Below are 26554 nucleotides of genomic sequence, written 5' to 3'. Positions count from 1 at the left end.
GCCTTGTTGTATAAGTGGTGCTTATGATATTATATACTAGAAAACATTTTATACAGGAGGATTCAAATGATTAAAGCTATTTTGTTTGATTTAGATGGGACATTGATAGATACAAATGAGCTTGTTGTACAAAGCTTTAAATATGCGTTTAAAACACTTTTTAATAAGGAAATACCAAGAGATGAAATTGTAAGAACTTTTGGAGAACCTTTGAGAGATGCAATGGCTAGATACAATGAGGATAAAGCAGATTTAATGGTAAATACCTTTAGAGTTTATAACCAGGCAAACCATGATAATATTTCAACTATATTTAAAGGGGTTAGAGAAGGTCTTGAGGATTTAAGTAGAATGGGTATAAAACTAGGTGTAGTAACATCAAAAATGAAAGGTATGGCAGAAAGAGGTTTAAAATTAATAGATATAGATAAATTTATTAATGTTTCTGTAACACCAGAAGACACTGAAAAACATAAGCCTTTGGGAGAGCCTGCACTAAAGGCATGCGAACTGTTAGGTGTTTTACCACAGGAAACAATTATGGTGGGAGATAGTCATAATGATATTCTTTGTGGCAAAAATGCAGGCTGCAGAACATGTCTAGTTAAATATACAGTCCTTCCATTAGAAGAACTTATGGAGCATAAGCCAGATTATGTTATAGATAGCATAGAAGACCTGGTAGAAATTTGTGAAGAGTTAAATAAGGAAGTTGTATAAGAATAGGATGTGTCTTAAGGCATGTCCTATTTTTATAATTTCTCATATAATAATTGTCTCTACTTAAAATTAGTGAGTAAAGATTTACCGACGTTGTAAAAAAGATATTGTAATTATATTCAGAAAGGTGTGATATAATGAATCTACGTATTTTCAATTAGAAAATGAAGGAGGTTAAGTGTGGAAAAAATTGTTGACTTTTTAGAAAAGAATATAAGGGAAATTTATAAAGATAAATTTTTAATGACAGCAATTATAGGAACATTACTGCAGTATGTTCTATTTATATTACTTTTGTCAAATGGAAAAGCAGTAAGTATAAATTTTAAAACGGCTATTTTGGGAGTACCTCCAATATTAGTATATATAGCATTTGCTATAGTTCCTTATTCTTTTGCTTTTTTATTTGATGGAAGAGAGCAAAAGTTAGCGGTAATAATAGGAAATATACTTGTCTCATTATTAATGATTTTTGATTTATGGTACTATAGAAGTAATAGTTCATTTCTAAACTACTATATGTTTAGTATGACTTCAAATTTAGAAGGATTAGGTCCGAGCATACTTGCGATGTTTAGAACAATAGATTTAATGTTTTTAATAAACACTTTAGTTCTTATAGTGATTTTTATAAAAAATATAAGAGCATATAAGGAAACCAAAAGGAGCTTGAGTAAGTTTGGATTATTGTTTTTAATTCCTATTTTATATTTAGCCTATAATCATATCAAAGTGGACAAATTTCAGAGAGGATATGCTTATCAATATTTGTTTAAAAGAACATGGTCACAAAATCAAATGATGTATTATTTGACGCCTATAGGGTATCATCTATACGATTTATACAATTATGAACAGGATAATAAACCTTATGTAATGTCTAATCAAGAACAAGATGAAATAAAAAATTATTATAATTCAAAAGAAAAAAACCTTAAAAGTAATGAATATAGTGGGATTTTTAAAGGGAAAAACTTGATTGTCATTCAAGTAGAATCTATGGAGAATTTTGTTATAAATGAAAAAGTGAATAATCAGGAAATAACACCTAATTTAAATAAGTTGATCAATAACTCCTTGTACTTCTCCAATTACCATGAGCAAACTTACAATGGTACAACTGCGGATGCTACTTTTGTGTCAAATACTTCTATGTTACCTGTTTTAGTTGGAAATAACAATTTTAATTATCCATATAATGATTATAATTCTCTGCCTAAGTTGTTGAAAAATGAGGGCTACAAAACTTATTCAATGCATGGAGAAAAAGGGAATTATTGGAATTGGATGACGGCGGAAAAGCATTTAGGATTTGATAATTGTTCGGACATAACACAGTTTAAAGAAGATGAAATAATTGGATTAGGGTTAAGTGATAGAAGTTTTTTATCGCAAGCATCCGAAAAAATTGAAGAACAAAAAAATCCTTTTTATACTTTTATGATAACAGAGACTAGTCATAGTCCGTTTAACCTTCCTAAAAATCAAAAAACAATTAATATATCAGATAACTTAAAAGGAACAAAAATGGGTGGATTTATAGAATGCATACATTATACGGATGCAATGCTAGGAAAGTTTATAGAAGATCTTGATAAAAAGGGGATACTTGAAAATACAGTTATAGCTATATATGGAGATCATGAAGGTGTGCATAAGTTTTTTAGTGAGGAAGTTGGTACTATCAAAGGAATACCAGATAAATGGAGAAACAATGATAGAAGAGTTCCTTTAATAATATACTCAAAAGGTCTAAAAGGTAAAGAAATTGAAGTAAATGGAGGACAAGTAGATTTTCTTCCAACTATTAGCTACTTAATGGGTATACAGGAAGATAAATATATTAATACTGCATTAGGCAGAAATCTTTTGAATACTAATTTAGATTATGCAGTGTTGACTAATAAGACCTATGTAGGGACTGAGGTTTCTGATGAGGAGAAGCAAAAGTATATTGAGATAATACAATATTCCAATGATATGATAAAAGCTAATTATTTTAAAGGAAGGTAGTAAAAAAGGATGGATAATCTTTTAGAGCAAAGCACAAATAATGCTTTGATAGAATTGCAGGAAGAAATAAAGATAGAATATAAGAAAAGTCTAATGTACATGTTTGTTTTTTTGAATTTTATAATACCGATATTATCTGTGGAAGGAATATTTAGTTGGTCTATTGGAATCTTGGGGTCATATAAAATCATAAATATATACAGAAGTACTACAGAAAAAAATAAGGCAGGCAAGGCAGCAAAATGCCTAATAATATACTGGACAATTGCCATAATATATAACATTATAGTCTATTATGCAACAAAGGTAATTTCGGCTAAAGTGGTCTAATTAATGTTTTTATTTTCTATAGAATTATATTATCATAAGATAAATTGAAAGCACATATGTTATTATGTGAACAATTTTATATAGGAAAAATAGAAAATGGATTTATTACAATTCACTACTGCAGCTTTGATAGTAGAATCTTTATGGGAAACTACAAAAATGTTTTGGCAGAATGGTAAGTTTAGTTACGATAAAATAGGATCGGTAGCTTTTGGGGAACTTATAGCTGTTGGTGCTGGTATAGATTTTATGGCAGCGGTAAAATTGCCTATAAAGGTACCTTATGTTGGTATGATTCTTACAGGAATACTCATATCCAGAGGCTCTAATTTCATGCATGACATTTTAGGAAATATGAATAATATGCATCAAAAAAGTAAGACGAAATAAAATGGGGCTGTTGCTAATGAACAGCCCCATTTTCTAACTTTATTAAATAATTTCTGTTTCAATGCTTTGAAGGACAGCATCAGTATTATCTTCAATAAAGTTAATTACATTTTGAATTATGCTATCAGCGTGTCTTTTATCAGTACTTACACAGGCAATCCCTATGACAATAGACTGGTGCAAATCCTGGTCTTCTATTTCAGCTATAGAAACATTGAATTTGTTTTTAGTTTTATCAATAATGCTTTTCACTATCATTCTTTTATCTTTTAATGAATGGACCCAGTTTGCAAATAGGTATAATTTAGTTGTACCAATAATCAAAGTTAATCACATCCTTTAAATATTATTATATCCAAAATAGTTTGTCTATGTTTGAAAATTCATAATTAGACAATTATAATATTGGCAGTAATATTACTCAATGGGATAGGTACTAAGGCATTTGGTATCTGTATAATTTTTGTAGGTTTAGGCATACTAACTTTTTGTATTTATATCATTGGTTTTAGTTGGAGAGGTTTGCTTAAAGGGTGTGTTTATAATCCTAATAAAGTAGTATGTTGCCCTTATACGTTGTTTGTTTTCAGTTGAAAATCATATTACATTACCATGCCACCATCTACGTTTATGACTTGACCTGTAATATATTGTGACATATTTGAAACAAGAAATAGAACTGAATTTGCGACAGCCTCTGGTTTTCCATAGACTTTCATTGGAATTTTAGATAACATTTCTTCGGTTACTTTATCGGAAAGTATAGAAGTCATATCTGTTGAAATGTACCCTGGAGCAACAGCATTTACTGTTATACCGCGATCTGCCAACTCTTTGGCTACTGTTTTAGTAAACCCAATAAGTCCAGCTTTGGAGGCAGCATAATTTGCCTGTCCAACGTTACCAGTTATTCCCACAACGCTTGTTATGTTCACTATTTTCCCTGACCTTTGTTTTAACATATGCTTTGACACAAATTTAGTACAGTTAAATGCTCCTGTAAGATTTACATTTAGCACCTTATCCCAGTTTTCTTTTTTCATAGTCATCATTAGGCCATCACTTGTAACACCCGCGTTATTTATTAATATATCTATCTTTTTAAACTTTTCAATTATAGATTTTACAACTTCCTTTGTTGAATTCTCTGAACTTACATCATGTTTTAAACCTAAAGTTTCAACGTTATACATAGATGATATTTCTGATGCTGTTTGTTTTGCTCGTTCTTCGTTAACACCAGTTACAATTACTTTTACTTTTTCTTCTGCTAATCTCTCAGCAATAGCTCTTCCAAGGCCACGTGTTCCTCCTGTTATTAAAGCAACTTTATCTGTTAACTCTAAATCAATCATATTTTACCTCCTTGGTTATAGAATTTGTTTTACCACTATCATGTTGAATTTAAATTATTTTACAACAAAGTTAAGCATATCCACAATTTTAACACTACATTATTCCTTTGTCAAAGATCATGATACTTATACTATTGTTCATTTTTTTGAGAATATTCTGATGAGCATTGACAGTGAAGTTAATCTAAATTATACTATAGTTACTACTAAAGTGGTAGCTACAATGTAGCATTAACCATGATGTATTTTTCTAGACAATATTTAGAACTAGTAATTTTATTTTTATTTGACCAGAAAGGAGGATAAAGGTGATAGACGAATCCTTGATTAACAAATTACAAAGCTTTGGATTAAATCAATATGAAGCAAAGGCATATGTAGCTTTATTAGGTATTGGCAGATCCAACGCTTACAATGTAAGTAAAAAGTCAGGAATACCTCGTGCACGTATTTATGATATATTAGAATCGCTTATGATTCGCGGAATAGTTATGTTTGAAGAAACAAGCGATGGTACAAAAAATTACAATGCTTTACCGGCAAATGTGTTCTTAGATCAGGCACGGGAAACATGGATTGATAATTATAATCATGTGGAAAAGGAACTTAAAGCTATAGAAGCACAAGAAAAGAAAGAAGAGATTTATGTTTCAACGGTAAAGGGAGAGAAAAATATTTTAGCTTTTTGTAGAAATTTGATATGTGATGCAAAACAAAAAGTAATTATTTCAATATGGAATTCGATGTATTTAGAATTGCTTGGTGATTTGCAAGCGTGTGTCCATCGTGGCTGTAATGTTCGTGGAATAACCTTTGGAGTGCAAAATCCACTAAGTACTTTAGATAAACACAAGGTGAACAAAGTACATAATAGTTTTGATAAGAAGAAGTGGTTTATTCTTTCAGTCGATAGTAAAAAATTATTATATGGTCATTCGTCAGAATACAACAGCAATGCATTTTATACTGATGATCCTACTCATATATATTTACTTGAAGATTATATATTTCATGATGTCTTGGTTAACCGTGTTATAGAAAAGGAAAATAAGGATCAAGAGGATAATCAAATGATATCTGAAATATTGTCTGAAATGAAGGGCACTTTTTAGCTATAAATTAAAGGGAGGCAAGGAAAATATGAAAATAGTTAATTTTAAGGTTGGAGATCAAATTCGTTTAGGCATTAAGAGAGATCAAGGGATTATAGATGTAGAACAAGCAGCAGTAAAGTTTTCTATTGAAGCACCTATTACTATAGAACAAGTTATTGCAGGTGGAGAAAAGAGTTTAGTTCAGTTAGCTGAATTAGTGGAAAAAGAAGTTGAAATTATTCCAGAAGAAAAAGTTGTTTATGCACCATGTATAATTAACCCTGAAAAAATTCTATGTGTGGGTTTAAATTATACGAGCCATGGAGCAGAGTGCAAAATGGATATTCCTACTTCGCCGGTTCTTTTTAGCAAATTCAATAATGCATTGGCTGCACATAAACAAAGCATCTCTCTTCCTAAGCATGCTGAAAAATTTGATTATGAAGCAGAGTTAGTTATTGTTATTGGAAAAGAAGCTGTAGATGTTTCTAAAGAGGATGCTCTTTCTTATGTATTTGGTTATACTGCTGGAAATGACTTATCTGCTAGAGATCTTCAATTTGTTACTGGTCAATGGTTATTAGGTAAGACTTGCGATCAATTTGCTCCTATTGGACCTTATCTAGTAACAGCCGATGAAGTAGATCCTAACAATTTAGATATAAAATGTGAGGTGAATGGAGTTGTTCGTCAATCTGCTAACACTTGCGATATGATTTTTGACTGTGCTACAATTATAAGCTATGTGTCCCAGTATATGACCTTAAAACCAGGAGATATTATCTTTTCGGGAACGCCTAGTGGTGTAATTTTAGGTTATCTAGAAGATGAACAGCAATGGTTAAAAGCTGGAGATAAAGTTTCTGTCTCTATCGAAAAAATTGGTAGCTTAGTTAACGTATTGAAGTAGAACAGCTTTTTATTTCTATGATAAGTAGGAATATCACCAAAAATATATTAAGAAAAATCTAGGGTAATAATGTCATATAAAGTTGGAGTGATCTGAAGTCACTTCAACTATTTTTTATGTTAAATTGATTTCGTTAAATTTTCCATGTATTTTTTATATAATTATCTGGTGTAAATTTTAGAAAAGTGAAATTTATCTGTTATAGGACTATTGGACTAACATTTTCTGAGATGTTATAATGTAAACTAAAAAAGGCTTTTAGCAGATAATGAATATCTTGGAATATATAATTTAGATAACATACTTGTGGTTTTGTAAATTTAAAAAGGATGTGAGTTAATGAAAAATAGGTATATAAAGATTATAAATACAACTTTTATAACAATTATTTTAATAATCTTATATCTATCAAGTTTATATAATTACCTTTTATTTCATACAATTGCAGAAATATTTAGTGTATGCATAGCTTTTACAATATTTGTATTAACGTGGAATTCAAATTCATATTTAAAAAATAATTACTTGATATTAATTGGTATATCCTATTTTTTTATTGGAGTAATTGATTTATTTCATACAATGTCATATAAAGGTATGCAGATATTTAAAGGATATGACTATTATGCTAATCAGCTGTGGATTGCCGCTCGCTATTTTGAGAGTGCAATGCTTTTGATATCATTTATTTATATAAAATCAAAGAAAAAAGTAAATATATATATTACTTTTACCATTTGTACGATTTTTACAACTTTAATTATGTTATCAATATTTGTGTGGAAAATATTTCCTGTATGTTTTGTTGAGGGAATAGGTCTTACCCCTTTTAAAAAATACAGTGAGTATATCATATGCATAATTCTAATGACAGCTATAGTTGTACTTACTAAGAATAAAGATACATTTGAAGGTAAGGTGTATAGATTTATATTTTTATCTATGGTTTGTACAATTATTTCAGAATTTGCTTTTACTATATATATAGATAACTACGGACTCTCTAATTTAGTAGGACATTATTTCAAGATATTTTCATTTTACCTAATTTATAAGAGTATTATTGTTAAAGGAATACAGGAACCTTATGAAGTTATATTTAGAGAAATGAAGATAACAGAACAAAAGCTATTTGAGCATAATTGCATTTTAAAAGACCAGGCAACAGTTGATGGTCTAACAGGACTTTTCAACCACAGACATTTATATGAATGCTTAGAAGAAGAAGCAAAAATATGCAGCTCTATTGATAGCACCTTTGTTGTAATGCTATTAGATATAGATCACTTTAAAAATATTAATGATACATGGGGACATATAATAGGCGATAAAATATTAAAAGAGCTATCTCAAGTTCTTAAAGAAAATGTAAGATCAAATGATATAGTTGGGAGGTATGGAGGGGAGGAATTTTTAATTAAGTTAACTGAAACTAATTTAAATAAAGCTTTTGAGTTTGCAGAAAAAATAAGACAAGCTATTGAATTGAAAGAATTTACGGAAGGAATACATTTGACTGTTAGTATTGGAATTGAAATATATAAGGGAGAAAGCATTAGTGAATTAGTCGGAAAAGCTGATAATAAGCTATATATTGCTAAAAATAGTGGAAGGAATAAAACAGTAATGTAAAAGAAGATGATTTAATCTATTATTGAAATATATAACGCAAAGGAGTATAATATACCTTATAAAGAGTTGAAAAATATTTTATTAAAAGTTAAAGGAGAAAACATATGTTTGTTTTATGGTATTTTTTATTTCCGCTATTATTTTTGAATTTTAATTTTAAAAAGAGTTCAAGAAGTGAACAAATTTTAAGATATGCAATAGGGTTTGTTTATTCATTTTCAGTATTTTATTTTGGTAATGAAGACAGAAGTATATCATTTGCAATAGCAAACTTAAAATGGGTAGCAATATTTCAATTGATTCTTAATTTTGCTAGTATACTAAACAAGAGAAGTTTAAAAGAGGGTAAAGAGATAGTAATAAGTAAATTCAATGCTTTATTTGTAATTATTTTAACAGCCAGTATAATATATTCTTCAGCTCCATATACATATGGAGGAGCAAAAAATTTGTATACGATGACTAATGTAAAAGAAAGTGATAATCAGTCACCTAAAATTGATACAGAGAATATAATAATAATTCCGCCAGAAACAGCATACTATCAGATGCAAACATTGATAGGTTCATTGCCCAATCCAAGTCTTTATAAGATAGGACAAGTTACTCTTACAAAAACAGAAAAAGGAGCTTATTACGTAGCACCCATAGATATAGAAGGTGGCTTGAAGGCCTTTCTAAACAAGGAATTACCGGGTATAGCTTATGTTTCTGCAGAAAAATTAGAGGATGCAAAACTAGTATCTGTGCCATATAAATATGGAGAATCTTTGGTACTAAATCATAATATATATAGAAGATTAAGGACTTATGTACCGGATAAAATATTATTAAATGCTAATGTAGAATTAGATGATAATTTGAATCCATATTATGTAGGTTCCTATGGTCATTATAAATATGGTAGAAATGGAATAGTAGTGGATGGGGTACTTCTTTACAATACGAAAACTGGAGAAGTGCAAAATTTTTCGAAGAATAAAGTTCCTGCTTGGGTCGATCAGATTTATACTTCTCAGGTAGCAGAAACATACAATGATTATTTCGGAAAATATCAAAATGGATTAATTAACTCGAGAATTGGTCAAAAAGGTGTTCATATTCCAACTCAATGGGCATCTACTGTTAAATTGAAGGGATTAGAGGTAGAATCAGATCAGGTTGTTGGTGTTGTAGGAAATAATGGAGGTTTCTATTTTTTTACAGATCACACCAATACATCTAGTACATCCACTACTATGACCGGATATACCTTAATGAATACGAGAAATGGTGATATGACTTACTACAAAACACCAGGATTTCTAAATGGACAAGGAGCTATGAATTCTATTGATAAGCTTTTAGGAGCTAATAAGTCAAACTGGGCTACAGTACAGCCAATATTATATAATCTTTATGGAATAGATACATGGGTTGTGCCTGTAGTTAATAAAACTGACGGTTCCTTTGTAAAACTTGGACTTGTTACAGCCCAAAGTAAATATTCAGTTCTTGCAGATAACAAAGCAGATTTGTTAGAAGCCTTGAAAAAGGCAATTGTTGATGGTTCAATAAATGAAAATTCAGATGTAAAAGTTAAAAATAATGCAGAATTAAAGAAAGTACAAAAGGAAGGTAAGATTGTAAGAATTAATCAAGTTGTGGAAGGTAATAAAACAGTATTTTATTTAAAGATAGATACTGAACCAAATAGTATATTTATGGTAGATAAAGGCATAAATGCGGATATAGTAATTGCAAGAGATGGCGATAGTATAAAGCTAGAATATGTTAGTATAGAAAATCAAAAGGTTGTTCCAGTAACTGGATTTCAACTGAAACTTCAATAGTTAACTGAAAATTAAGTTAAAAGTAGGGTCGTCGCATTTATAGTGCGACGACCCTATTTGTATAAAATCATAAATGTATATTATTAATCTTCTATACAAATATCAGCCATAATTACTCCAACTATATTTCCACGTGAATCCTTAAAAGGCTGGGAGACTGTAATACAGTAATTGAAAGTCGTATTAGAAATATAAGGTTCAGTAAAATACTCCTGTCCTTGAAGAGCAAGTTTAAAATAAGGCCTGTACGTAAAATCATTGCCTATATTAGTATCAACACTTGCAGATACCATTATGCCTTCTTTACTAATAGTTGATATTAATTCAAATTGTGGATAGAATTTAGCTTTTTCTCTAAAGAAGCTTGTAGCATTTTCGATGAGTATATTTTGTTTATTGATGTCTTGATTTAAATTTTTAAGTGTTTTGAAGCCTTCATTTATTAAAGACATTTGTTTTTCGCCAACACTAATATTTTTGATGAAGGAATTTAACACCGTATCAATGTTATCAGCTGTGGTATTCATTTTTTCAACAAGTTTGTTCATTTCCTGCATAGAACTAAGTTGTTCTTCACAAGCAGCTGAAACCTCTTGGGTAAATGCACCAGCCTCCTGTGTTGAATAAGATATTTCTTCCACTAACTTGGTTACAGTTGAGGTTATTTCCATAGAACTCATTGATAATTCATTAATTTGCTTTATTGAATCAAAGGTAGATTGTGTTGATTTTACGATTTTATCGAAAGAATCTTTTGATTCATGCGCAAATTTTATATCCTTCTCTATTTCTTTTACCTGGTCATTTGTTTCTGATGTAATATTTTCAATTGTTAATGTAATATTTTCAATCAGTTTTTTTATTTCTCCAGCGGAATCAGAAGACTGTTCTGCGAGCTTTCTAACTTCATCTGCTACAACTGAAAACCCTTTTCCTTGTTCACCTGCACGAGCTGCTTCAATTGCTGCGTTAAGAGCAAGTAGATTAGTCCTTTCGCTAATTTCAGTTACAACATTAGTGATATTTTTAATTTTATCCGCTTCTGTGTGAAGTTGATAAATGTTTGATGCAAGTTTAGTTGTCATATCACCAGTATTTTTTATGTTACCAATTAAGTTATCAAAAAGTTCAGTATTTGTTTTTACAGTTTCTATCATTTCACTGGCAACTAATTTAGTTTTTTCTGCCTGCTCCATAATTATATTATTATTTTTAGCCATTTTTTTCACATTCTCATCCGATAAAATAGCAGCGTGTGATTGCTGATTTGTTCCTTCTGCAATAGAATGAACTGAAGTTGCTATTTCGTTTGAAGCTTTCTCAGTGCTTTCTGAGTTGTCCATAATTATTAATGCAAGCTCTCTATTTTTATCAGATACTTCGCCAACTTGACACAACACACGTTTGGTGTTATTTATAACTTTATTAATATCTTTAGCAATCACTCCTAAGAATCCTTTTTCGCTTACCCTAATTGAAAGCTCACCATTTGCTATAATTGTTAGCTTTTCTTTAAATGCATCAACGTTCATGAACATATTATTAATGCATATTGATAATATTACTAATGCTAGAATTGTAAAAATAGCAGTAATTCCTATAATAGTTAATATAATACGAGGGTTAAATACATATAATATTCCACTATTATCATTATTCTTTAAAATCAAGCTTAGTATGTAGGAAATAGTCATATTCGATACTAGGAATGTGACAAAGAGCATAGTAGTAAGCCAAAGTATGATTTTGTTTTTCATTTAATTATTTCACTCCTTGTTATAATTTGATACTTTGATTATATATTAATTTGTTAAATTTTGTATTTATTATGTATTATAATAGAATACATTTATAATATAACATAAATTAGGAAAATATTTAACGTGTTTAATAAATTTATAGGATATGTATATATAGGAGTAAAAAGAATAATTTACACACTGTATGTTATTTAGATTATATAAAAAAATCACTTCCATATTTTATTCGTATACTATATAGTTTTTAAATATTTTTAGTATATATCATCTTTTGTTATAATAAATTTAGGTTATAAAACAAAGTCAAAAGGTGAAGGAAGTACTATTATTGCAAATTAAGTTTAATATATAAAATCAGACTTATCAAAAGTATTTATTGTGTTGAAAGAATGCTAATATATTCGGTCGCATAAGTTAAGTGTTGGCCGTGGGTGTTTATTATTATTTTATATAAGGTTAAGTAAAACAATTTCTAACTTAGTGGGTTACTTAATTTTATATAAATTTTTTACGTAAAAATATCCTTAGATTGATTTAGACTGGGAGTTGATACATTTATGAATTATATTAAAAAAGGTACAAAGGAATTTAGTAATGTAGCTATTGCGTTGTTTGCTGGCGGATTTGATACTTTTGCTATACTATACAGTACACAGCCTATAATGCCAAACATATCGAAAGAATTTAATATTTCTCCTACAGCTGCAAGCCTTTCGCTTTCAGTAACTACGATTACTTTGGCAGTTAGTATGCTTCTATTTGGTTCACTTTCAGAAGCTTGGGGTAGAAAGTTAGTTATGTCTTTTTCTATAATATCAGCATCAATACTTGAAATACTGACTGCCTTTGTTCCAGGATTTCACTATCTCTTGATTTTCAGAGCTCTCCAAGGCTTTGTACTTGCTGGACTTCCTGCTGTTGCAATGGCATATATAGGAGAAGAGATTGACAGTAAAAGCTTAGGTGTGACTATGGGGCTGTATATAAGTGGTAACTCTATAGGGGGAATGAGTGGACGTATTATAATAGGTACTCTTACTGATTTTTTTAATTGGAGAATAGCTTTATTGATAATAGGTATATTTAGCGCTGCAGCTAGTATTCTATTCTGGTGTAAGCTGCCCGAATCAAGGCATTTTAGCGCTTGTGAGCTGGATATGGGGAAACTGTTTAAATCAATGGTGGATCACCTTAAAAATCCAAGTTTGCTTTGTCTATATGCTGTTGGATTTTTAATCATGGGAAGTTTTGTTTCTTTGTACAATTATATTGGATATCAGTTGATTGCACCTCCATATTCTTTAAGCCCGACTTTAGTTAGCTTCATATTTGTAATCTATATTATAGGAACCTTTAGCTCCACATGGGTTGGAAAACTTTCAGATAAACATGGGCATTCCAATGTACTATGGGTTATAGTATTGGTTATGGCAATTGGAGCGATTATAACCTTAAATATGAATCTTATACTGAAAATAGTGGGGATTTGTATTTTTACTTTTGGATTTTTTGGAGGCCATTCTACCATTAGCAGCTGGATTGGAAAATTAGCTTTTCACAACAAAGCACAGGCTTCTTCACTCTATCTTCTATTTTATTATATAGGTTCAAGTATTGGTGGTACAAGTGGGGGCATTTTCTGGACACACTATGGATGGCGAGGAGTAATAAGTATGATTTTATGTTTTCTCATAGCTGGAATACTAGTTTCACTTCATATGGTACCCTTACAACAAAAAAGTTGTAAAACCGCTTGAAAATTTAGATCCAATCTTAAATGTAATTAGAAACAGCCTCTTAGTTATATGCTTTGATAGAGTTACTGGAGGAAAAAGAGCGTTTATCAATTTTGATGGTAAGCTTATAAAGTTAGAAATTATTGAGGCTTTTTCAAAGGAATGTATTGTAATAGAGATATTATAGAAGGTAAATCCAGATGATAAAATTGCAGAAGGTTAAAAGAAAAAAGATGTATTATGTATAAAATAAAAATAGAAATATAAAGTTTATTGCAGTCTCCCATAATCAACTTAGATAGCTGTTTGCAGGAGACTGTATTTTTACTAGAATAATCTGAAATAAAGTTAAACCTAATTATACTAGTCTATTTTAAATAATGTCATTAAAAATTATAGTGAGAATGTTTCAGGTTCATCGGTAAAAGAAGAAATAGTAGCTGTTCCTTTTGTAAAGCATAGAACTGCAAAGATTCCATCATTAATGTTATACATAGACTTTAACATTGGAGCAGATTCAAGTGCGAATTCCTTTACTTCACGTCTGTCATCATTTGCCACTTCTCCAGTGATACGAATCCATTGTCCTTTCTTATTCATAGAAGAGATTTCAACTTTAGGATTTTCTATCATTTGTTTAAAACATTTTTTTGTATTATTTGTAACAATGTACAGTTTACCTTCGTATTCAAAGGCAACGCCAAATGGTCTAACTCTTGGTTGATCACCCTCAGTGGTTGCTAAATAAAAAGTGCCACTTTCTTGTAAGAACTCTAATGCTTTTTTCATAATTATTGCTCCTCTCATATATGTATGTTAAAATTGATTACATAATAATAATATCATGTACAAACAAAATAACAAGTACGATTTTTAGATAAGGTAAGTATATAATAGATACTATTGGAGGGGCAATATGGAAAATAATGATAGTCTTTTTGGAAAATGTCCATATTTTACAGCACAAAAGGTGTTTTCAGGAAAATGGTCAATTTTAATTATGTATCATTTAAATGATGGTGCACTACGTTATGGAGAACTCCAAAGAAGAATAGATAATATTACCCAGGCTATATTGACAAAGCAATTGAGAATGCTAGAGGATTTTGGATTGGTAAGTAGACATGTTTATTCAGAGATTCCACCCAAGGTAGAATATTCTCTTACAGATTTAGGAAAGGCATTCAGGCCAGTTCTAGAAGAGTTCAGAATCTGGGGAGATAAATATATTGAAGCTCTTAAAAATAGATAAATTTTAATTTAAGCTGCTGACAAACATATTTTGTTAGCATTTTTTTCGAACAAAAAAGGGTTTTGCTTTTTTACATAGAATATATTAGAGGTATAATAAGGAGGAATTATTTTATGTTTTATATAGTTGATCTTGAAAAATGGGAAAGAAAAGAACATTTTAAATACTATACAGAGAAGATTAAGTGTGGTTATAGTATTACTTCAAATCTTGATGTCACTTTGTTTAAAAAGTCATTGGAAAAGAATAAGCTAAAATTCTATCCTTCATTTATTTATTGTGTTACTTATAATATTAATTTAATGCAGGAGTTTCGCATGAGGTGGGGAGAAAATAATTCACTAATCATATATGATATTGTTCATCCTAACTATACAATTTTTCATAAGGATGATCATACATTCTCAGATATTTGGTCGGAATATGCGAATGACTTTTATAAGTTTTATGATAATTATAAATATGATATTGAAAAGTATTCAAATATTAAAGGTGTGAAGGTTAAGACAAATCAGCCTGAAAATTTTTATTGCATATCTTGTGTTCCATGGCTCAGTTTTACAGGATATTCAACATATACTAATGACTCTAGCCCATCATTAATGCCTATAATAACATATGGAAAGTATAATGAAGAAAACGGAAAATGGATAATGCCATTTACTGTAACAATATCACATGCAGTAGCGGATGGATACCATGTAAGCAAATTGATCAATAGTATTCAAATGACAATAGATAAATTTGATATGATAGTGTAATTTTGATAAACTCGTACTTCAAACACATCAAATGCTCTCAGATTTTCTAAAATGCTTCACTAAGACTGATAAAAAAGTTCTTATATGTGCCTTCAGTCTTTGTAACATCTATCTGCGTATAAGTCTACTTTCTGGTGTATTTATCTAAATTTAAGTAGAGAAAAATTCTTAGTTGAGAATTTATGATTAAAGCCTTAAGCCTATGCTTCGGTATAGGCTTGCTCTATTTTTTGAAATAAGTTAATGATATATAAACAATTAAGTACATCTAAAAATGTATAAAATTACAATAATTTGTAATATAATAAGGTTAAAATAGATTTTTTGACGTTTTTTTACGTTTTGTGGTAAAATAACGGTGTATTTAAAATAAAGGTGGGATTAGGGTCATGAATTTTAATTATGAAATAGATAAGATAAACCCTATAAGTATTAGTAAAGAGGAATTTAGTATTTATGAAATTTCAGATAATGTCCGAAAATCTATAGGTTTGTATAATAAATCTATCCGAAATTTAAAAATAAATTGCGTGGATTTAGCTATAGCTGATTTAAAAAAGGCATTATCTCTTAATCCCAATTTTTACGAAGCTATGAAACTTTTAGGACTGTGTTATATTTATAAAAAGAATTTTAATAAAGCTAGAAAGTTATTCGAAAAGCTAGCTGAATATGATATATATACTGAGATAGCCAATAAGTATTTACGGGAAATTAGAAATGATAGAGCTACTTCAAAAACTCTCACGACTATAAAAAATACTAAAAAGCTTATTATAGCATTTATGGTAGTTATTGTGATAGTCGCTGTCGCATTAGGAATTTATTTTAATACTTCTAGTATTCAAAGTGTATTTAATAGATCTCAAAATGCTGAACTTGAAAAAAATAAAGGTATAGATCAACAAAAATCTATAGATGAAAAAAAGAAAGAAATGAATGAAAAGTTGGAAAGACTTAAAAAAGAGCAAGAAGCTGAAAAAACAAAAATTGACAGCAATAATAAAAACAATGTTGTTTCAATTCTTAATGATGCTGAGAATTTTTATTCTGAGGGAAACTATGAAAAAGCATTAGATAATTTAATAACGTTAAAGTCTTTAAAATTAGATGGTGCAGAAAAATCAAGATTTGATAAATTGTGGAATGGGATAAAAGCGAATAATGTATGGAATATATATAATGAAGGCAATAAATTATATAAACAGGGAAATTACCAAGATGCACTACAAAAACTTTTAAAAGTTCAACAACTTGCACCGGAATTGGAGGTTATGCCGTGGGCCATTTATCAGATAGGAAATTGTTATAAACAAACTAATGATAATAAAAATGCTCTTATATTTTTTCAAAAAGTTATGAGTGATTATCCAAATACCCAATATGCAAGATACTCTGAAGAAATGATTAATGAAATAAATAATAATAAATAGAAATAAGGACAACCTTAAGGGTCCTAACATAGGACCCTTAAGACACTTGAGCAGCATAAAAGCGGGATACGTTAAGAGCTAGCAGTCCTTATCAAATAGCAACTTCCTTTAATGAATTTAGCTTCTTTTTTTATTGTTGCGGTAAATAGTCCAACTTCTTCTGGATCTGAAAAGCTGTTTAGCTTACCATATATACCTGCAATTGAAAGAGAAGTAATTGGGAATATATCTTTAATTCCATGTCTATCTGCTGCTTCAATATACTTGTTTTTTCTATCCTTTTCATTAAAAAAGTTTAAAATTCCTATATCAAATTTTTCTATAATCTTTTCGCATAATTTTTCACATTCTTCAATTGAACTTTCTATTACACTTACAAAATCATCTCCGCCTACATGTCCGATAAATCCAGTGTAAGGGAAATGTGATTTTATTTCAGAGTTTATTAATTGAGCTGTATATTTAAGAATTCTATCACCATTTTCAAATCCATAGGTATCATTATAAATTTTAAAATTATCTAAATCAAAATAAAGAATACAACATATGCGTTTAGCTTCAAGTATACTATTTATGGTGTTTTGTATAACTGTATTACCTGGTAGTTCAGTAAGTGGATTGAGTTGTTTTGCATAATTACACTCAAGCATAGTAGCATAATTAAGCAGGGATCTTATAGAAACAATACCATAATACTTATTATTATTAGTTATAATGACATAGTCATATATATTTTCTGTTTTTCTAGACATAGCCATTTTTGAAACTTCATTAACTGGTGTATGGCAGTCTACTATTAAAGGATTACTGTCCATTACTAAAGAAACAGGACGATTTGTAAAAATAGCTACTCCATACTGTGTAGCAAGAGCTGAATTTAGAGAATGTTTCATAATAAGACCTATTGGAATTTCATTACTATTTACAATACAGACCCCTGTGATATCATTAGCATCAAAATATTCTTTAATATCCTTACAGTGAGTTGTAGGACTAAAAGTCCTATCTTGTCTTACAATTTCAACTATATTATTGTATTGATAATTATAAGAACTATTATTTTTAAGCTTATTAGAACGTGTAATTAAAGTCTTAACGGAGTCCGATATATCCAAAAAGGTTCCTGCTGGGCGCCCTATAAAGAAACCTTGGCCAGCATATACACCTAAATTTATTAATGTTTTCAATTCTTCTTTGGTTTCTATACCTTCAGCGATGAGTTTCATATTAGTTGACTCTGAAAGCTTAACAAAACATTCTAATAAAGATTGTTTAAAGGAGTCCTTATTAATATTTCTAATTAAATCCATATCAATTTTTATAAAATGAGGTTTTGTTTCATTAAGCATCTTAAGTCCTGAATATCCTGAACCAGTGTCATCAATTGCAATTTTATAACCTTGACCCACATAATTATTCAGAGCTTTCTTGAAGCTTTTATAATCTTCTATACAAGTCTTTTCAGTAATTTCGAATATTATACAATCAGGTGACATGTTATGCTGAGCGAGAAATTCCTTTGTAAATCCTTTTTTGAATTTTTCATCTTTAAAGATATAAGGATCTACATTTATAAAAAGATACCTATTTTTTTCAATAGTAGCCGCTTTTTCAATAGCTTTTGTTCTACATAATTGCTCTAATTCCCAAGTCTTATTGTAAATTTGAGCAGCTTTAAATAATTTGTCAGGGTTTTGTAGTGGTGAATCTATAGGGCCTCTACTTAAAGCCTCATAACCTATAATTTTACCATCTAGAAGTGAAACGATAGGTTGGTAAACTGTAGAAATATTTTTATTATTTATTATATTCTTCAATTCTTCCACCTCGTTATAATTTGAAATTTTAACTAGTGAATTTATCATATAATAATCTCCTTGCATATGTTATAAATAAATTATTGTAATAATCAGTACAAATAGAAAGTATATGTATGCTATCAACTTATTCCATTTTATAACATAAAGGTAAATCACGCATAATGTAATTGTTAAATCGATGTTAAATATTATAGACACCCACGGTCTACACTTAACTTATAAAAAATATTTATTGGTAACAGTTAGCACAAGTTAAACATTTTTTAGAGGACAGAGGACAATTGACAAAGGACAGTGAAGGAGAATTTTTTTCCGTTGCACTACGAAAAATCTTTAATTTAAAAGAAACTCCTGCTCTCTTGTTTAGCAGGAGTACTTTCTGAGTATCTAAATAAGCGATGTTTTGCATTAGAAAAACAAGCTTAAAAAAATAAATTAGTTTTCTGACGTAAGGAAGAAAACTCACCTTCACTGTCCTCTATCCATTGTCAATTGTCCTCTAAAAATATATTCGTATCTTTTAAATATTACCAATAATTCTCATAGTATAAGTCTTCTTTCGGCCGTGGATACCTATATATAGTACAACAGCCACCTTAATACATTTTGTTTAAAAGCTATATAGAAGTTTTAGCGACAATATTCTATATTCAAAACAAGTTATATCAATACTAGTTCTGTAAACATCTGAACAGTTCATAATGTACAGAAGTATCATTTTTACGTTCATCAATAAAAATACGATATAATATCCTGTCATTAATTAAAGTTTGTACAAATACACCATTAGAGCCAATTGAATACTTCTTATCTTCAAATTCAAACATATCACGGTTAGTTTTAGCAGCTTCAATCATGCTTTTATCAAATGTTTTAATTTTATCAAAAAAAATCTTCTCAGAACTAATTATCATAATATCCCTTCCTTTATTGAATTAATAATTGATATATAATTACTATAACAAAGCAATGTTAAGTTAGTGTTAAATGTTGTAAATTTATATGGTTTTAATTTATTATTCTATAGAATTAGCTAACTTAGGCTTAAATCCGTTCTCAATCCAATATTCTTTATTATATTGTAACTTTGTCTGGTCATCATAATTATTTTTAAGTGCAATATTGCAAAAAATTTTTTGACCATTTACTCTTTCTTTTCCTCTTCTATCAATTCTAGCATAAGATCCATCTGTATTTAAAATTCTAGATTTAACTGTATCTGATAAGGAAATATCAAAAATCTGTTTGATTTTTGATATTGCATTTTTATCTTCAACTGGGAATAATAACTCTACCCTTCTGTCTAAATTTCTATTCATCCAATCCGCACTAGACAAATAAATCGTTTCGATTCCATCATTAAAAAAATAATAAATACGACTGTGTTCTAAGAATCTTCCCACAATACTTCGTACAGATATATTTTCACTTATTCCTGGAATACCTGGTCTTAAACAGCAAATTCCACGTACAATTAAATCTATCTTTACTCCAGCACTTGATGCTTTGTATAGGGCTTCAATAATCTCTGTATCTACTAAGGAATTCATTTTTCCAATGATTTTTGCAGGTTTACCCATATTGGCATTTTCTATTTCTTGAGATATCATATAAAGAAAACGCTCTCTTAAGTTTAAAGGTGCTAGGCTCAACTTATATAAATCAGTTGGATTAGAATGGCCTGACAACATGTTGAATATTGCAGAAGCGTCTGAACCTATATGAGGGTTTGTGGTAAATAATCCTAAGTCTGTATAAAGTTTAGCCGTAACATCATTATAATTACCTGTGCCTAAATGAACATAGCGTTTAATTCCAGTATCTTCACTGCGAACAATAAGTAATATTTTGCAATGAGTTTTAAGTCCAACCAATCCGTAAATTACATGGCAGCCAGCTTCTTCTAGGCGCTTTGCCCAAAGAATATTATTTTCTTCATCAAATCTTGCCTTTAATTCAACTAAGACTGTAACTTGTTTACCCTCTTCTGCAGCTTTAATTAAGGCCTCTATGATAGGAGAGTTTCCACTTACACGATATAAAGTTTGTTTTATTGCTAAAACATTTGGATCTACAGCTGCCTGTTTTACTAAATCAATAATTGGATCAAAGGATTCATAAGGATGATGTAATAAAATGTCATTTTTTGAAATTGATTCAAATATATTTTTAGTCTCTAAAAATTCATGTGAGACTTGAGGTTTCATAGGAGTATACATTAAATGGCTGTATCCTGCTTTTTTAGTAAGTTTCATTAAAAAGGTCAAATCAATAGGTCCATTAATCTCATATTCCTGATCTTTTGAAATTTCCAACTCTTTCTCGAGAATATGAAGAAGCCTTTCATCCATACCGCTTTCAAGTTCTAATCTCACTGCATGTCCCCATTTACGCTGCTTTATTGATTCCTCAATAGCTTCTAATAAATCTTCAGCTCCTTCTTCATCTAGAGTTAAATCAGCATTACGTGTAATACGATAACAGCTTGAAGCTAAGATTTTATGGCTGCTGAACAGAGAATCTAAATTAATCTTAATGATATCTTCTAAAAAAATAAAAGCTTTTCCTTTATTGTAAGGAAGTTCTATAATTCTTTCTAATACCGATGGAACCTGAATAGTAGCAAAAACATATTCACTGGTATCCTCATTTTTTTGCAATAATAAGCCAATATTTAAGCTGTGATTTAAAATTAATGGAAAAGGTCTACTATTATCAACTACCATAGGTGTCAACACGGGATAAACATTTTTCAAATAGTACTCTCGAATGTACTTGCATTGTTCGTGATTGAGTCCTTTAGTTTTTAAAAAAAGAATATTTTCCTTTTTTAGGGCTAATTTCAAAGAACGATTATAACAATTTAATTGATCGTGAACTAGATTATGAACGTGTATAGATATCTTAGTCATTTGTTCTAATGGTGTCAATCCAGCTGCATCAGGCTTGTTAAAGCCAGCAGCAATTTGATCGGATAAGGAACCTACACGAATCATAAAAAATTCATCTAAATTAGAACTTACAATAGCTTCAAATTTTAACCTTTCGAAAAGTGGATTACTGGTGTCTTGAGCCTCTTCTAGTACTCTTTTATTAAACTCTATCCAGCTTAATTCTCTATTTATGAAATTTTTAGGTGAACGATAAATACTCATTTTTTTCTTCCTTTCTCAGATTATATCAATAGTTTTACTCCAAATACTTCTTCAAAAAAATTTGAATTATTTATAAAGTTCCATTCCTCTAAAATGATGTCATCTTTAGCATTTAAATTAAAATAAAGTAAATCTCTGTCTTCTGACAAGTTTAATTCCTCTATTTTTTGGAGATGAGATATATCTAATGCTTCTGCTAATCTTAAAATGGCAGATAAAATAGAAACTTTCATTCTATCTTGATCGCATAACACATAATAATTCTTATGAGATTGATTTGGAATCTCTTCTGAATGGTATCTTGCTATATTAGCTGTTAAATGCAAATCTCTATTTGAAAAACCTATAATATTCTGACTTTGAATAATATTATAGGATTGGATACAGTGATTAGAAGCATCTATAAAAATTCCTACGTCATGTAGAATTGAGGCAATCTGCAAATAAAGTCGTTCTTTCTCCTCAAGTTTATGAAGTTTTTTAGTTTGATCAAATATAGATAAAGCAATGTTTTCCACAAAGGCTGCATGTTTTTTATCAATTCCATATTTTTCACCAATATACCATACAGAACTAATAATATGCTTTATAGATTCTTTTCTTTTATCAATATCAATTAATTTTTCTGATAAATCATATAGAATACCTTCTCTTAAGGATGCCATTGGAATTTGAATATTTTTGCTTTTAGTTATCTTAAGAAAACAATAGAAAATTAGAATTGAAGGCAAAAGCAATTCTGCAGTTTTATAAGAAATACCATATGCAAATCTTATTTGATCATTTGTCATGTTTTGAATATGTTTGTATAATTCTATGAAATCTTCTCTTTTTATGAAACTTTCTTTTTCTATCGAACATTTTTGATTTTTCATAGAACTTTTTGTGTTTATAATGGTGAAAATGGTTTTAAGCTCTCCGCCTAGTCCAATTAAGTATTTAATATCAAGGCTTTCAATAGTAGATTTTATTGAGTAGATTTTATTTTCGATGAATTGCTCCATTATTGAAGGAAAGTCTGTTGTTTTTGATTCTAATTCACCAAGGGTTTCTCTAAGACGCAAAGATCCTATTTTGGCCTCCTCGGTAAATTTTAATTGTCCTTTCTCATAAATTGACACTTCAACAACCCCAGAAGTAATATTTACAATTAGTGCTCGATCTAAACTGTCTAAATTGGAATTGTAGTCAATTGCTTTTAACATAAAAAGACGTTCTTCTGCAGTATTGATACATTCTACATTTAGTCCAGTTCTTAGTCTTATTTGCTCTAAGATATACTGCTTATTTTCAGCTTCTCTAATTCCGCTAGTGGAAACTGCTTTGTAAAATTTAACCTTATAATCTTTTAATAATTGCGAGAAACCCTTTAAATAATTACAGGTTTCATGCATGGTTTGTATAGAAATTTTTCTTGAGGTGAAGGTATCCTTGCCTATATTAGTAGGTTTAATTACCTCTTCAAGAAGTTTTATACTTTTATCTGTGCTAATTTCTGCTATACTCATTCTTAAATAATTAGAGCCTAAATCAATAGCAGCAATGGTATCTCCTATTTTGATTTTTGTCATAAAGTTTCCCTTCCTTAATAAATATATATTTTACATATTAAGACATATATAGTATTTGTTATGATAATTTTTACATATTGTTCTCTTAATTATAGTATATTTTCAGGGTTTATTGTCCAAAATTTACTTTCTTTAAACATACTTAACATGGAATTAACACAATTATAATAGAATATTACTATGTGTTAATCTGATTAATTATTGCAAATATCTTAAATATTCAATAGAATTAAAGATAAGTTTACTGATTTCTAGTGCTTGTTATTATGAAATATCGTAGAAATAACATATTTACTTTAAAAGTTTTTTTAGATATTTTTTAATTACTAGTAAAATAAGGAGGAGAAAATGAAACGAATAGCAATTATTGATATAGGTTCTAACTCAATACGTTTAGTACTTGTACAGATTAATAAAAATAATTTTTTTAGTGTAATAGATGAGTTAAAAGAAACTGTACGCTTAGGAAAAGATATGACTATTTATGGAGGATTAAACCCATTAAGAATTGAACAAGCCATAAAAACATTATCATTCTTCAAATGTTTATGTGAAGCACAAAATGTGACAGAAATTATAGCAGTGGCCACAGAAGCAGTACGTAAGGCATCGAATCAAGTAGAATTTATAAATAGGGTTAGATCAGAATTAGGTATTGAAATCCGAGTATTGACAGGAACATTAGAAGCTTACTATGATTATTTTGGTAATGTAAATAGTATGGACATTTCTAATGCGCTTCTAATAGATATTGGTGGCAGCAGTACAGAACTTATTTGGGTAGAGGACAGAAATCTTAAAGCTTCTATTAGTATGCCTTTTGGTGCAATAAATCTTACAGAAAGATTTTCTCTGTACAAAGCTATGGATGAAAAAACGGAGAAAGATCTGAAAGAATTTATTATTTCTTTATATAAAGATATACCATGGTTAAAAGAAATAAAAAATATTCCTCTAGTTGGTATAGGAGGAACAATTCGAAATATAGCAAAAATAAGTCGTAAAAAGAATAGTTATCCTATAGCTAACCTTCACAATTATCGAACCACTGTGGAGGATGTAATAGAAATATACAATATGTCGAAGATAAAGGATTACACAGAGAGAAAAAAAATAAAAGGACTATCAAAGGATAGGGCAGATATTTTTTTAGGAGCTGCAGGAGCTGTAATTACATTATTTGAATTCTTGGATTTAAAAGAACTTTATGTAAGTGGATGCGGACTTAGAGAAGGGATTATTTATGAATATATTTTACAGGGTAATACACCTTTGGAAGATGTTTTAGGATTTTCAATAAGTAATCATATATTTAATTATGAAATGAATTCAAATCATGCATACCAAGTTTGGAAGCTTACTGAGTGTTTATATAATGACCTTAAATCAATACTAAATATAGATAAGGATTGTTGTAAAATTTTAAAAACAGCTGCTCTTCTTCATGATTGTGGAGTACGTATAAGTTATTATGATCATCATTCGCACTCGTTTTATATAATTGCAAATTCGAAGATAAATGGTTTATCACATAGAGAACAGCTAATGGCTGCATATATAGCAGCACTTCATAGAAAAAATGATTTTAAAATAGATTTAGATAAGTACGAGAAAATAATAAATGAAGAGGATATAAAAGTTATTGAAAAGCTAGCAATACTAATACGAATTTGCGAGAACTTAGATGGAGGTGTAAATAGTAATGTAAGCGGTGTATCTTGTGACATTGAAGCAGGTACTGTAATTATAAGTGTCAAATCTAAAACAGATCCGATTTTAGAAATAAATCAGGCCTTAAATTGTGCTGCATCTTTTGAAAAAATCTTTGGCAAAAAGTTAAACATAAAATCAAGTTATTTTTAGTTTAAAATGAAAGTTATATATAAAGAATATTGCATATTTCTCCTGATACTTTCATATAATATGATGAATTTATTGCAAAAGGAGAAGAATATGATAAATATTCAGAGATATTTAAGTGAAAGCGAAGTGCTTAAAGTTATAGAAAAGTATAATGTCCATAATATTGTAGTACATGAAAAAAAGGTAGCGTCCAATGCTGTAGTATTGTTTGATTCTATAAAGCAGAATTATGAACTTTCAGCGGTGGACAGAGAATTCTTGAAATATAGTGCGCTGCTTCACGATATAGGATATTTTATTCATAAGGAAAATCATCATGAACATACAAAATATATTATATTAAAAGAGCCTTCTTTAGATAAACTTCCTAATGAAATTCGTTTTATTCTTGCTGCAGTAGCAGGCAGCCATGGAAAATCTATTGATGAATCTATAGGCTTTTATTCAGATAAATTAAAACTAAGATTACTAAAATTGATAGCACTGCTAAGAATTGCAGATGCTTTAGATCATACACATAATTTAAATGTTTCTTTAATAGGAATTAAGGTGAGAAATGAAGCTTTAAGAATTAAAATTACAGGGCAAGGTTCTGAACATATATTGAAGAAGTTGAAGAAAAAATCTAATTTATTTTCTAAAGTGTATAGAATACCAGTATTAGTAGAATGTTTTTGATTAAAACTAAATTATAATATAGACATCCACGGCCAAAAGTTGATTTACACTCCGGGATATGTTTCCAAGCTTCTGCACTATAAAAACTTTTTGTCAATCTAAAGCTCAATATTTTGGAAATCTAAGATTCTCTGATAAACTCGTACCTCAGACATATAAGAGAACCTAAGATTTTCTAAAATATTTCGCTAAGATTGACTAAAAAATTTTTATATGTGCCTTAAGCTTTGGAAACATATCCCTGCGTAT

22 protein-coding genes are annotated in these 26554 nt (G+C 29.3%); 14 read left to right on the top strand and 8 right to left on the bottom strand.

Annotated elements, in window-relative coordinates; genetic code table 11:
- Nucleotides 1–66: 66 nt before the first annotated feature.
- The 4 genes from ppaX to I6U48_RS14775 all read left to right on the top strand — a co-directional run bounded on the left by ppaX (nt 67) and on the right by I6U48_RS14775 (nt 3453).
- Nucleotides 67–720: a pyrophosphatase PpaX gene (gene ppaX, locus I6U48_RS14790; RefSeq protein ID WP_218321241.1), complete on the top strand. Its 654-nt coding sequence runs from the start codon at nt 67–69 to the stop codon at nt 718–720.
- Nucleotides 721–900: 180 nt separating this feature from the next.
- Nucleotides 901–2733, top strand: coding sequence for an LTA synthase family protein (locus I6U48_RS30345; protein ID WP_218321240.1), 1833 nt, complete (start codon nt 901–903; stop codon nt 2731–2733).
- Nucleotides 2734–2742: 9 nt separating this feature from the next.
- Nucleotides 2743–3063: a hypothetical protein gene (locus I6U48_RS14780; protein ID WP_246615360.1), complete on the top strand. Its 321-nt coding sequence runs from the start codon at nt 2743–2745 to the stop codon at nt 3061–3063.
- Nucleotides 3064–3159: 96 nt separating this feature from the next.
- On the top strand, nt 3160–3453 hold the full coding sequence (locus tag I6U48_RS14775) for a hypothetical protein (RefSeq protein ID WP_218321239.1): 294 nt from the start codon (nt 3160–3162) through the stop codon (nt 3451–3453).
- Nucleotides 3454–3495: 42 nt separating this feature from the next.
- Here I6U48_RS14775 and I6U48_RS14770 read toward each other — a convergent pair whose 3' ends face one another.
- Nucleotides 3496–3777, bottom strand: a complete 282-nt coding sequence (locus tag I6U48_RS14770) for a DUF503 domain-containing protein (RefSeq protein ID WP_218321238.1) — start codon at nt 3775–3777, stop codon at nt 3496–3498.
- Between the two features lie 278 nt (nt 3778–4055).
- The gene (gene fabG, locus I6U48_RS14765) at nt 4056–4808 is read right to left on the bottom strand and encodes a 3-oxoacyl-[acyl-carrier-protein] reductase (RefSeq protein ID WP_218321237.1); all 753 of its coding nucleotides are present in this window, start codon (nt 4806–4808) and stop codon (nt 4056–4058) included.
- 308 nt (nt 4809–5116) lie between these two features.
- Here fabG and I6U48_RS14760 point away from each other — a divergent pair, with 308 nt between their 5' ends.
- The 4 genes from I6U48_RS14760 to I6U48_RS14745 all read left to right on the top strand — a co-directional run bounded on the left by I6U48_RS14760 (nt 5117) and on the right by I6U48_RS14745 (nt 10276).
- Nucleotides 5117–5920 (top strand): TrmB family transcriptional regulator, encoded by an 804-nt coding sequence (locus tag I6U48_RS14760; protein ID WP_218321236.1) that lies wholly within the window; start codon nt 5117–5119, stop codon nt 5918–5920.
- Nucleotides 5921–5948: 28 nt separating this feature from the next.
- On the top strand, nt 5949–6812 hold the full coding sequence (locus I6U48_RS14755) for a fumarylacetoacetate hydrolase family protein (protein ID WP_218321235.1): 864 nt from the start codon (nt 5949–5951) through the stop codon (nt 6810–6812).
- Nucleotides 6813–7151: 339 nt separating this feature from the next.
- Nucleotides 7152–8444, top strand: coding sequence for a sensor domain-containing diguanylate cyclase (locus tag I6U48_RS14750; protein ID WP_218321234.1), 1293 nt, complete (start codon nt 7152–7154; stop codon nt 8442–8444).
- Nucleotides 8445–8548: 104 nt separating this feature from the next.
- On the top strand, nt 8549–10276 hold the full coding sequence (locus I6U48_RS14745) for a hypothetical protein (protein ID WP_218321233.1): 1728 nt from the start codon (nt 8549–8551) through the stop codon (nt 10274–10276).
- An 83-nt stretch (nt 10277–10359) separates the two neighbouring features.
- Here I6U48_RS14745 and I6U48_RS14740 read toward each other — a convergent pair whose 3' ends face one another.
- The gene (locus tag I6U48_RS14740; RefSeq protein ID WP_218321232.1) at nt 10360–12033 is read right to left on the bottom strand and encodes a methyl-accepting chemotaxis protein; all 1674 of its coding nucleotides are present in this window, start codon (nt 12031–12033) and stop codon (nt 10360–10362) included.
- A gap of 560 nt (nt 12034–12593) precedes the next feature.
- Here I6U48_RS14740 and I6U48_RS14735 point away from each other — a divergent pair.
- The gene (locus I6U48_RS14735) at nt 12594–13793 is read left to right on the top strand and encodes an MFS transporter (protein WP_218321231.1); all 1200 of its coding nucleotides are present in this window, start codon (nt 12594–12596) and stop codon (nt 13791–13793) included.
- Between the two features lie 372 nt (nt 13794–14165).
- Here the strand turns inward: I6U48_RS14735 and I6U48_RS14730 are convergent, their stop codons facing one another.
- Nucleotides 14166–14561, bottom strand: a complete 396-nt coding sequence (locus I6U48_RS14730; protein WP_218321230.1) for a pyridoxamine 5'-phosphate oxidase family protein — start codon at nt 14559–14561, stop codon at nt 14166–14168.
- Nucleotides 14562–14688: 127 nt separating this feature from the next.
- Between I6U48_RS14730 and I6U48_RS14725 the strand changes: the two genes are divergently transcribed.
- The 3 genes from I6U48_RS14725 (at nt 14689) to I6U48_RS14715 (ending at nt 17218) form a co-directional block, all read left to right on the top strand.
- The gene (locus tag I6U48_RS14725) at nt 14689–15024 is read left to right on the top strand and encodes a winged helix-turn-helix transcriptional regulator (RefSeq protein WP_218321229.1); all 336 of its coding nucleotides are present in this window, start codon (nt 14689–14691) and stop codon (nt 15022–15024) included.
- Between the two features lie 113 nt (nt 15025–15137).
- Nucleotides 15138–15785, top strand: a complete 648-nt coding sequence (locus I6U48_RS14720) for a chloramphenicol acetyltransferase (protein WP_218321228.1) — start codon at nt 15138–15140, stop codon at nt 15783–15785.
- 389 nt (nt 15786–16174) lie between these two features.
- Nucleotides 16175–17218, top strand: a complete 1044-nt coding sequence (locus tag I6U48_RS14715) for a tetratricopeptide repeat protein (RefSeq protein WP_218321227.1) — start codon at nt 16175–16177, stop codon at nt 17216–17218.
- A gap of 71 nt (nt 17219–17289) precedes the next feature.
- Here I6U48_RS14715 and I6U48_RS14710 read toward each other — a convergent pair whose 3' ends face one another.
- The 4 genes from I6U48_RS14710 to I6U48_RS14695 all read right to left on the bottom strand — a co-directional run bounded on the left by I6U48_RS14710 (nt 17290) and on the right by I6U48_RS14695 (nt 23764).
- A complete protein-coding gene (locus I6U48_RS14710; protein WP_218321226.1) occupies nt 17290–19083 on the bottom strand; it encodes a GGDEF domain-containing protein in 1794 nt (597 codons plus the stop codon).
- Nucleotides 19084–19709: 626 nt separating this feature from the next.
- The gene (locus I6U48_RS14705; protein WP_218321225.1) at nt 19710–19952 is read right to left on the bottom strand and encodes a hypothetical protein; all 243 of its coding nucleotides are present in this window, start codon (nt 19950–19952) and stop codon (nt 19710–19712) included.
- 102 nt (nt 19953–20054) lie between these two features.
- Nucleotides 20055–22193, bottom strand: coding sequence for an RNA degradosome polyphosphate kinase (locus I6U48_RS14700; protein ID WP_218321224.1), 2139 nt, complete (start codon nt 22191–22193; stop codon nt 20055–20057).
- Nucleotides 22194–22213: 20 nt separating this feature from the next.
- Entirely contained in the window at nt 22214–23764 is a 1551-nt protein-coding gene (locus tag I6U48_RS14695) for a Ppx/GppA phosphatase family protein (protein ID WP_218321223.1), read from the bottom strand.
- A 348-nt stretch (nt 23765–24112) separates the two neighbouring features.
- Between I6U48_RS14695 and I6U48_RS14690 the strand changes: the two genes are divergently transcribed.
- Together I6U48_RS14690 and I6U48_RS14685 are read left to right on the top strand one after the other, a co-directional pair.
- Nucleotides 24113–25627, top strand: a complete 1515-nt coding sequence (locus tag I6U48_RS14690; RefSeq protein WP_218321222.1) for a Ppx/GppA phosphatase family protein — start codon at nt 24113–24115, stop codon at nt 25625–25627.
- A gap of 90 nt (nt 25628–25717) precedes the next feature.
- Nucleotides 25718–26305 carry an HD domain-containing protein gene (locus I6U48_RS14685; RefSeq protein ID WP_218321221.1) on the top strand — a complete coding sequence of 196 codons (588 nt, stop codon included), beginning with the start codon at nt 25718–25720 and terminating at the stop codon, nt 26303–26305.
- The last annotated feature ends 249 nt before the right edge of the window (nt 26306–26554 follow it).

Source organism: Clostridium thailandense (assembly GCF_019207025.1).
Taxonomy (GTDB): domain Bacteria; phylum Bacillota; class Clostridia; order Clostridiales; family Clostridiaceae; genus Clostridium_AM; species Clostridium_AM thailandense.
The sequence above is the reverse complement of the archived record's forward strand: the minus strand, read 5'-3'. Positions and strand labels throughout refer to the sequence as shown.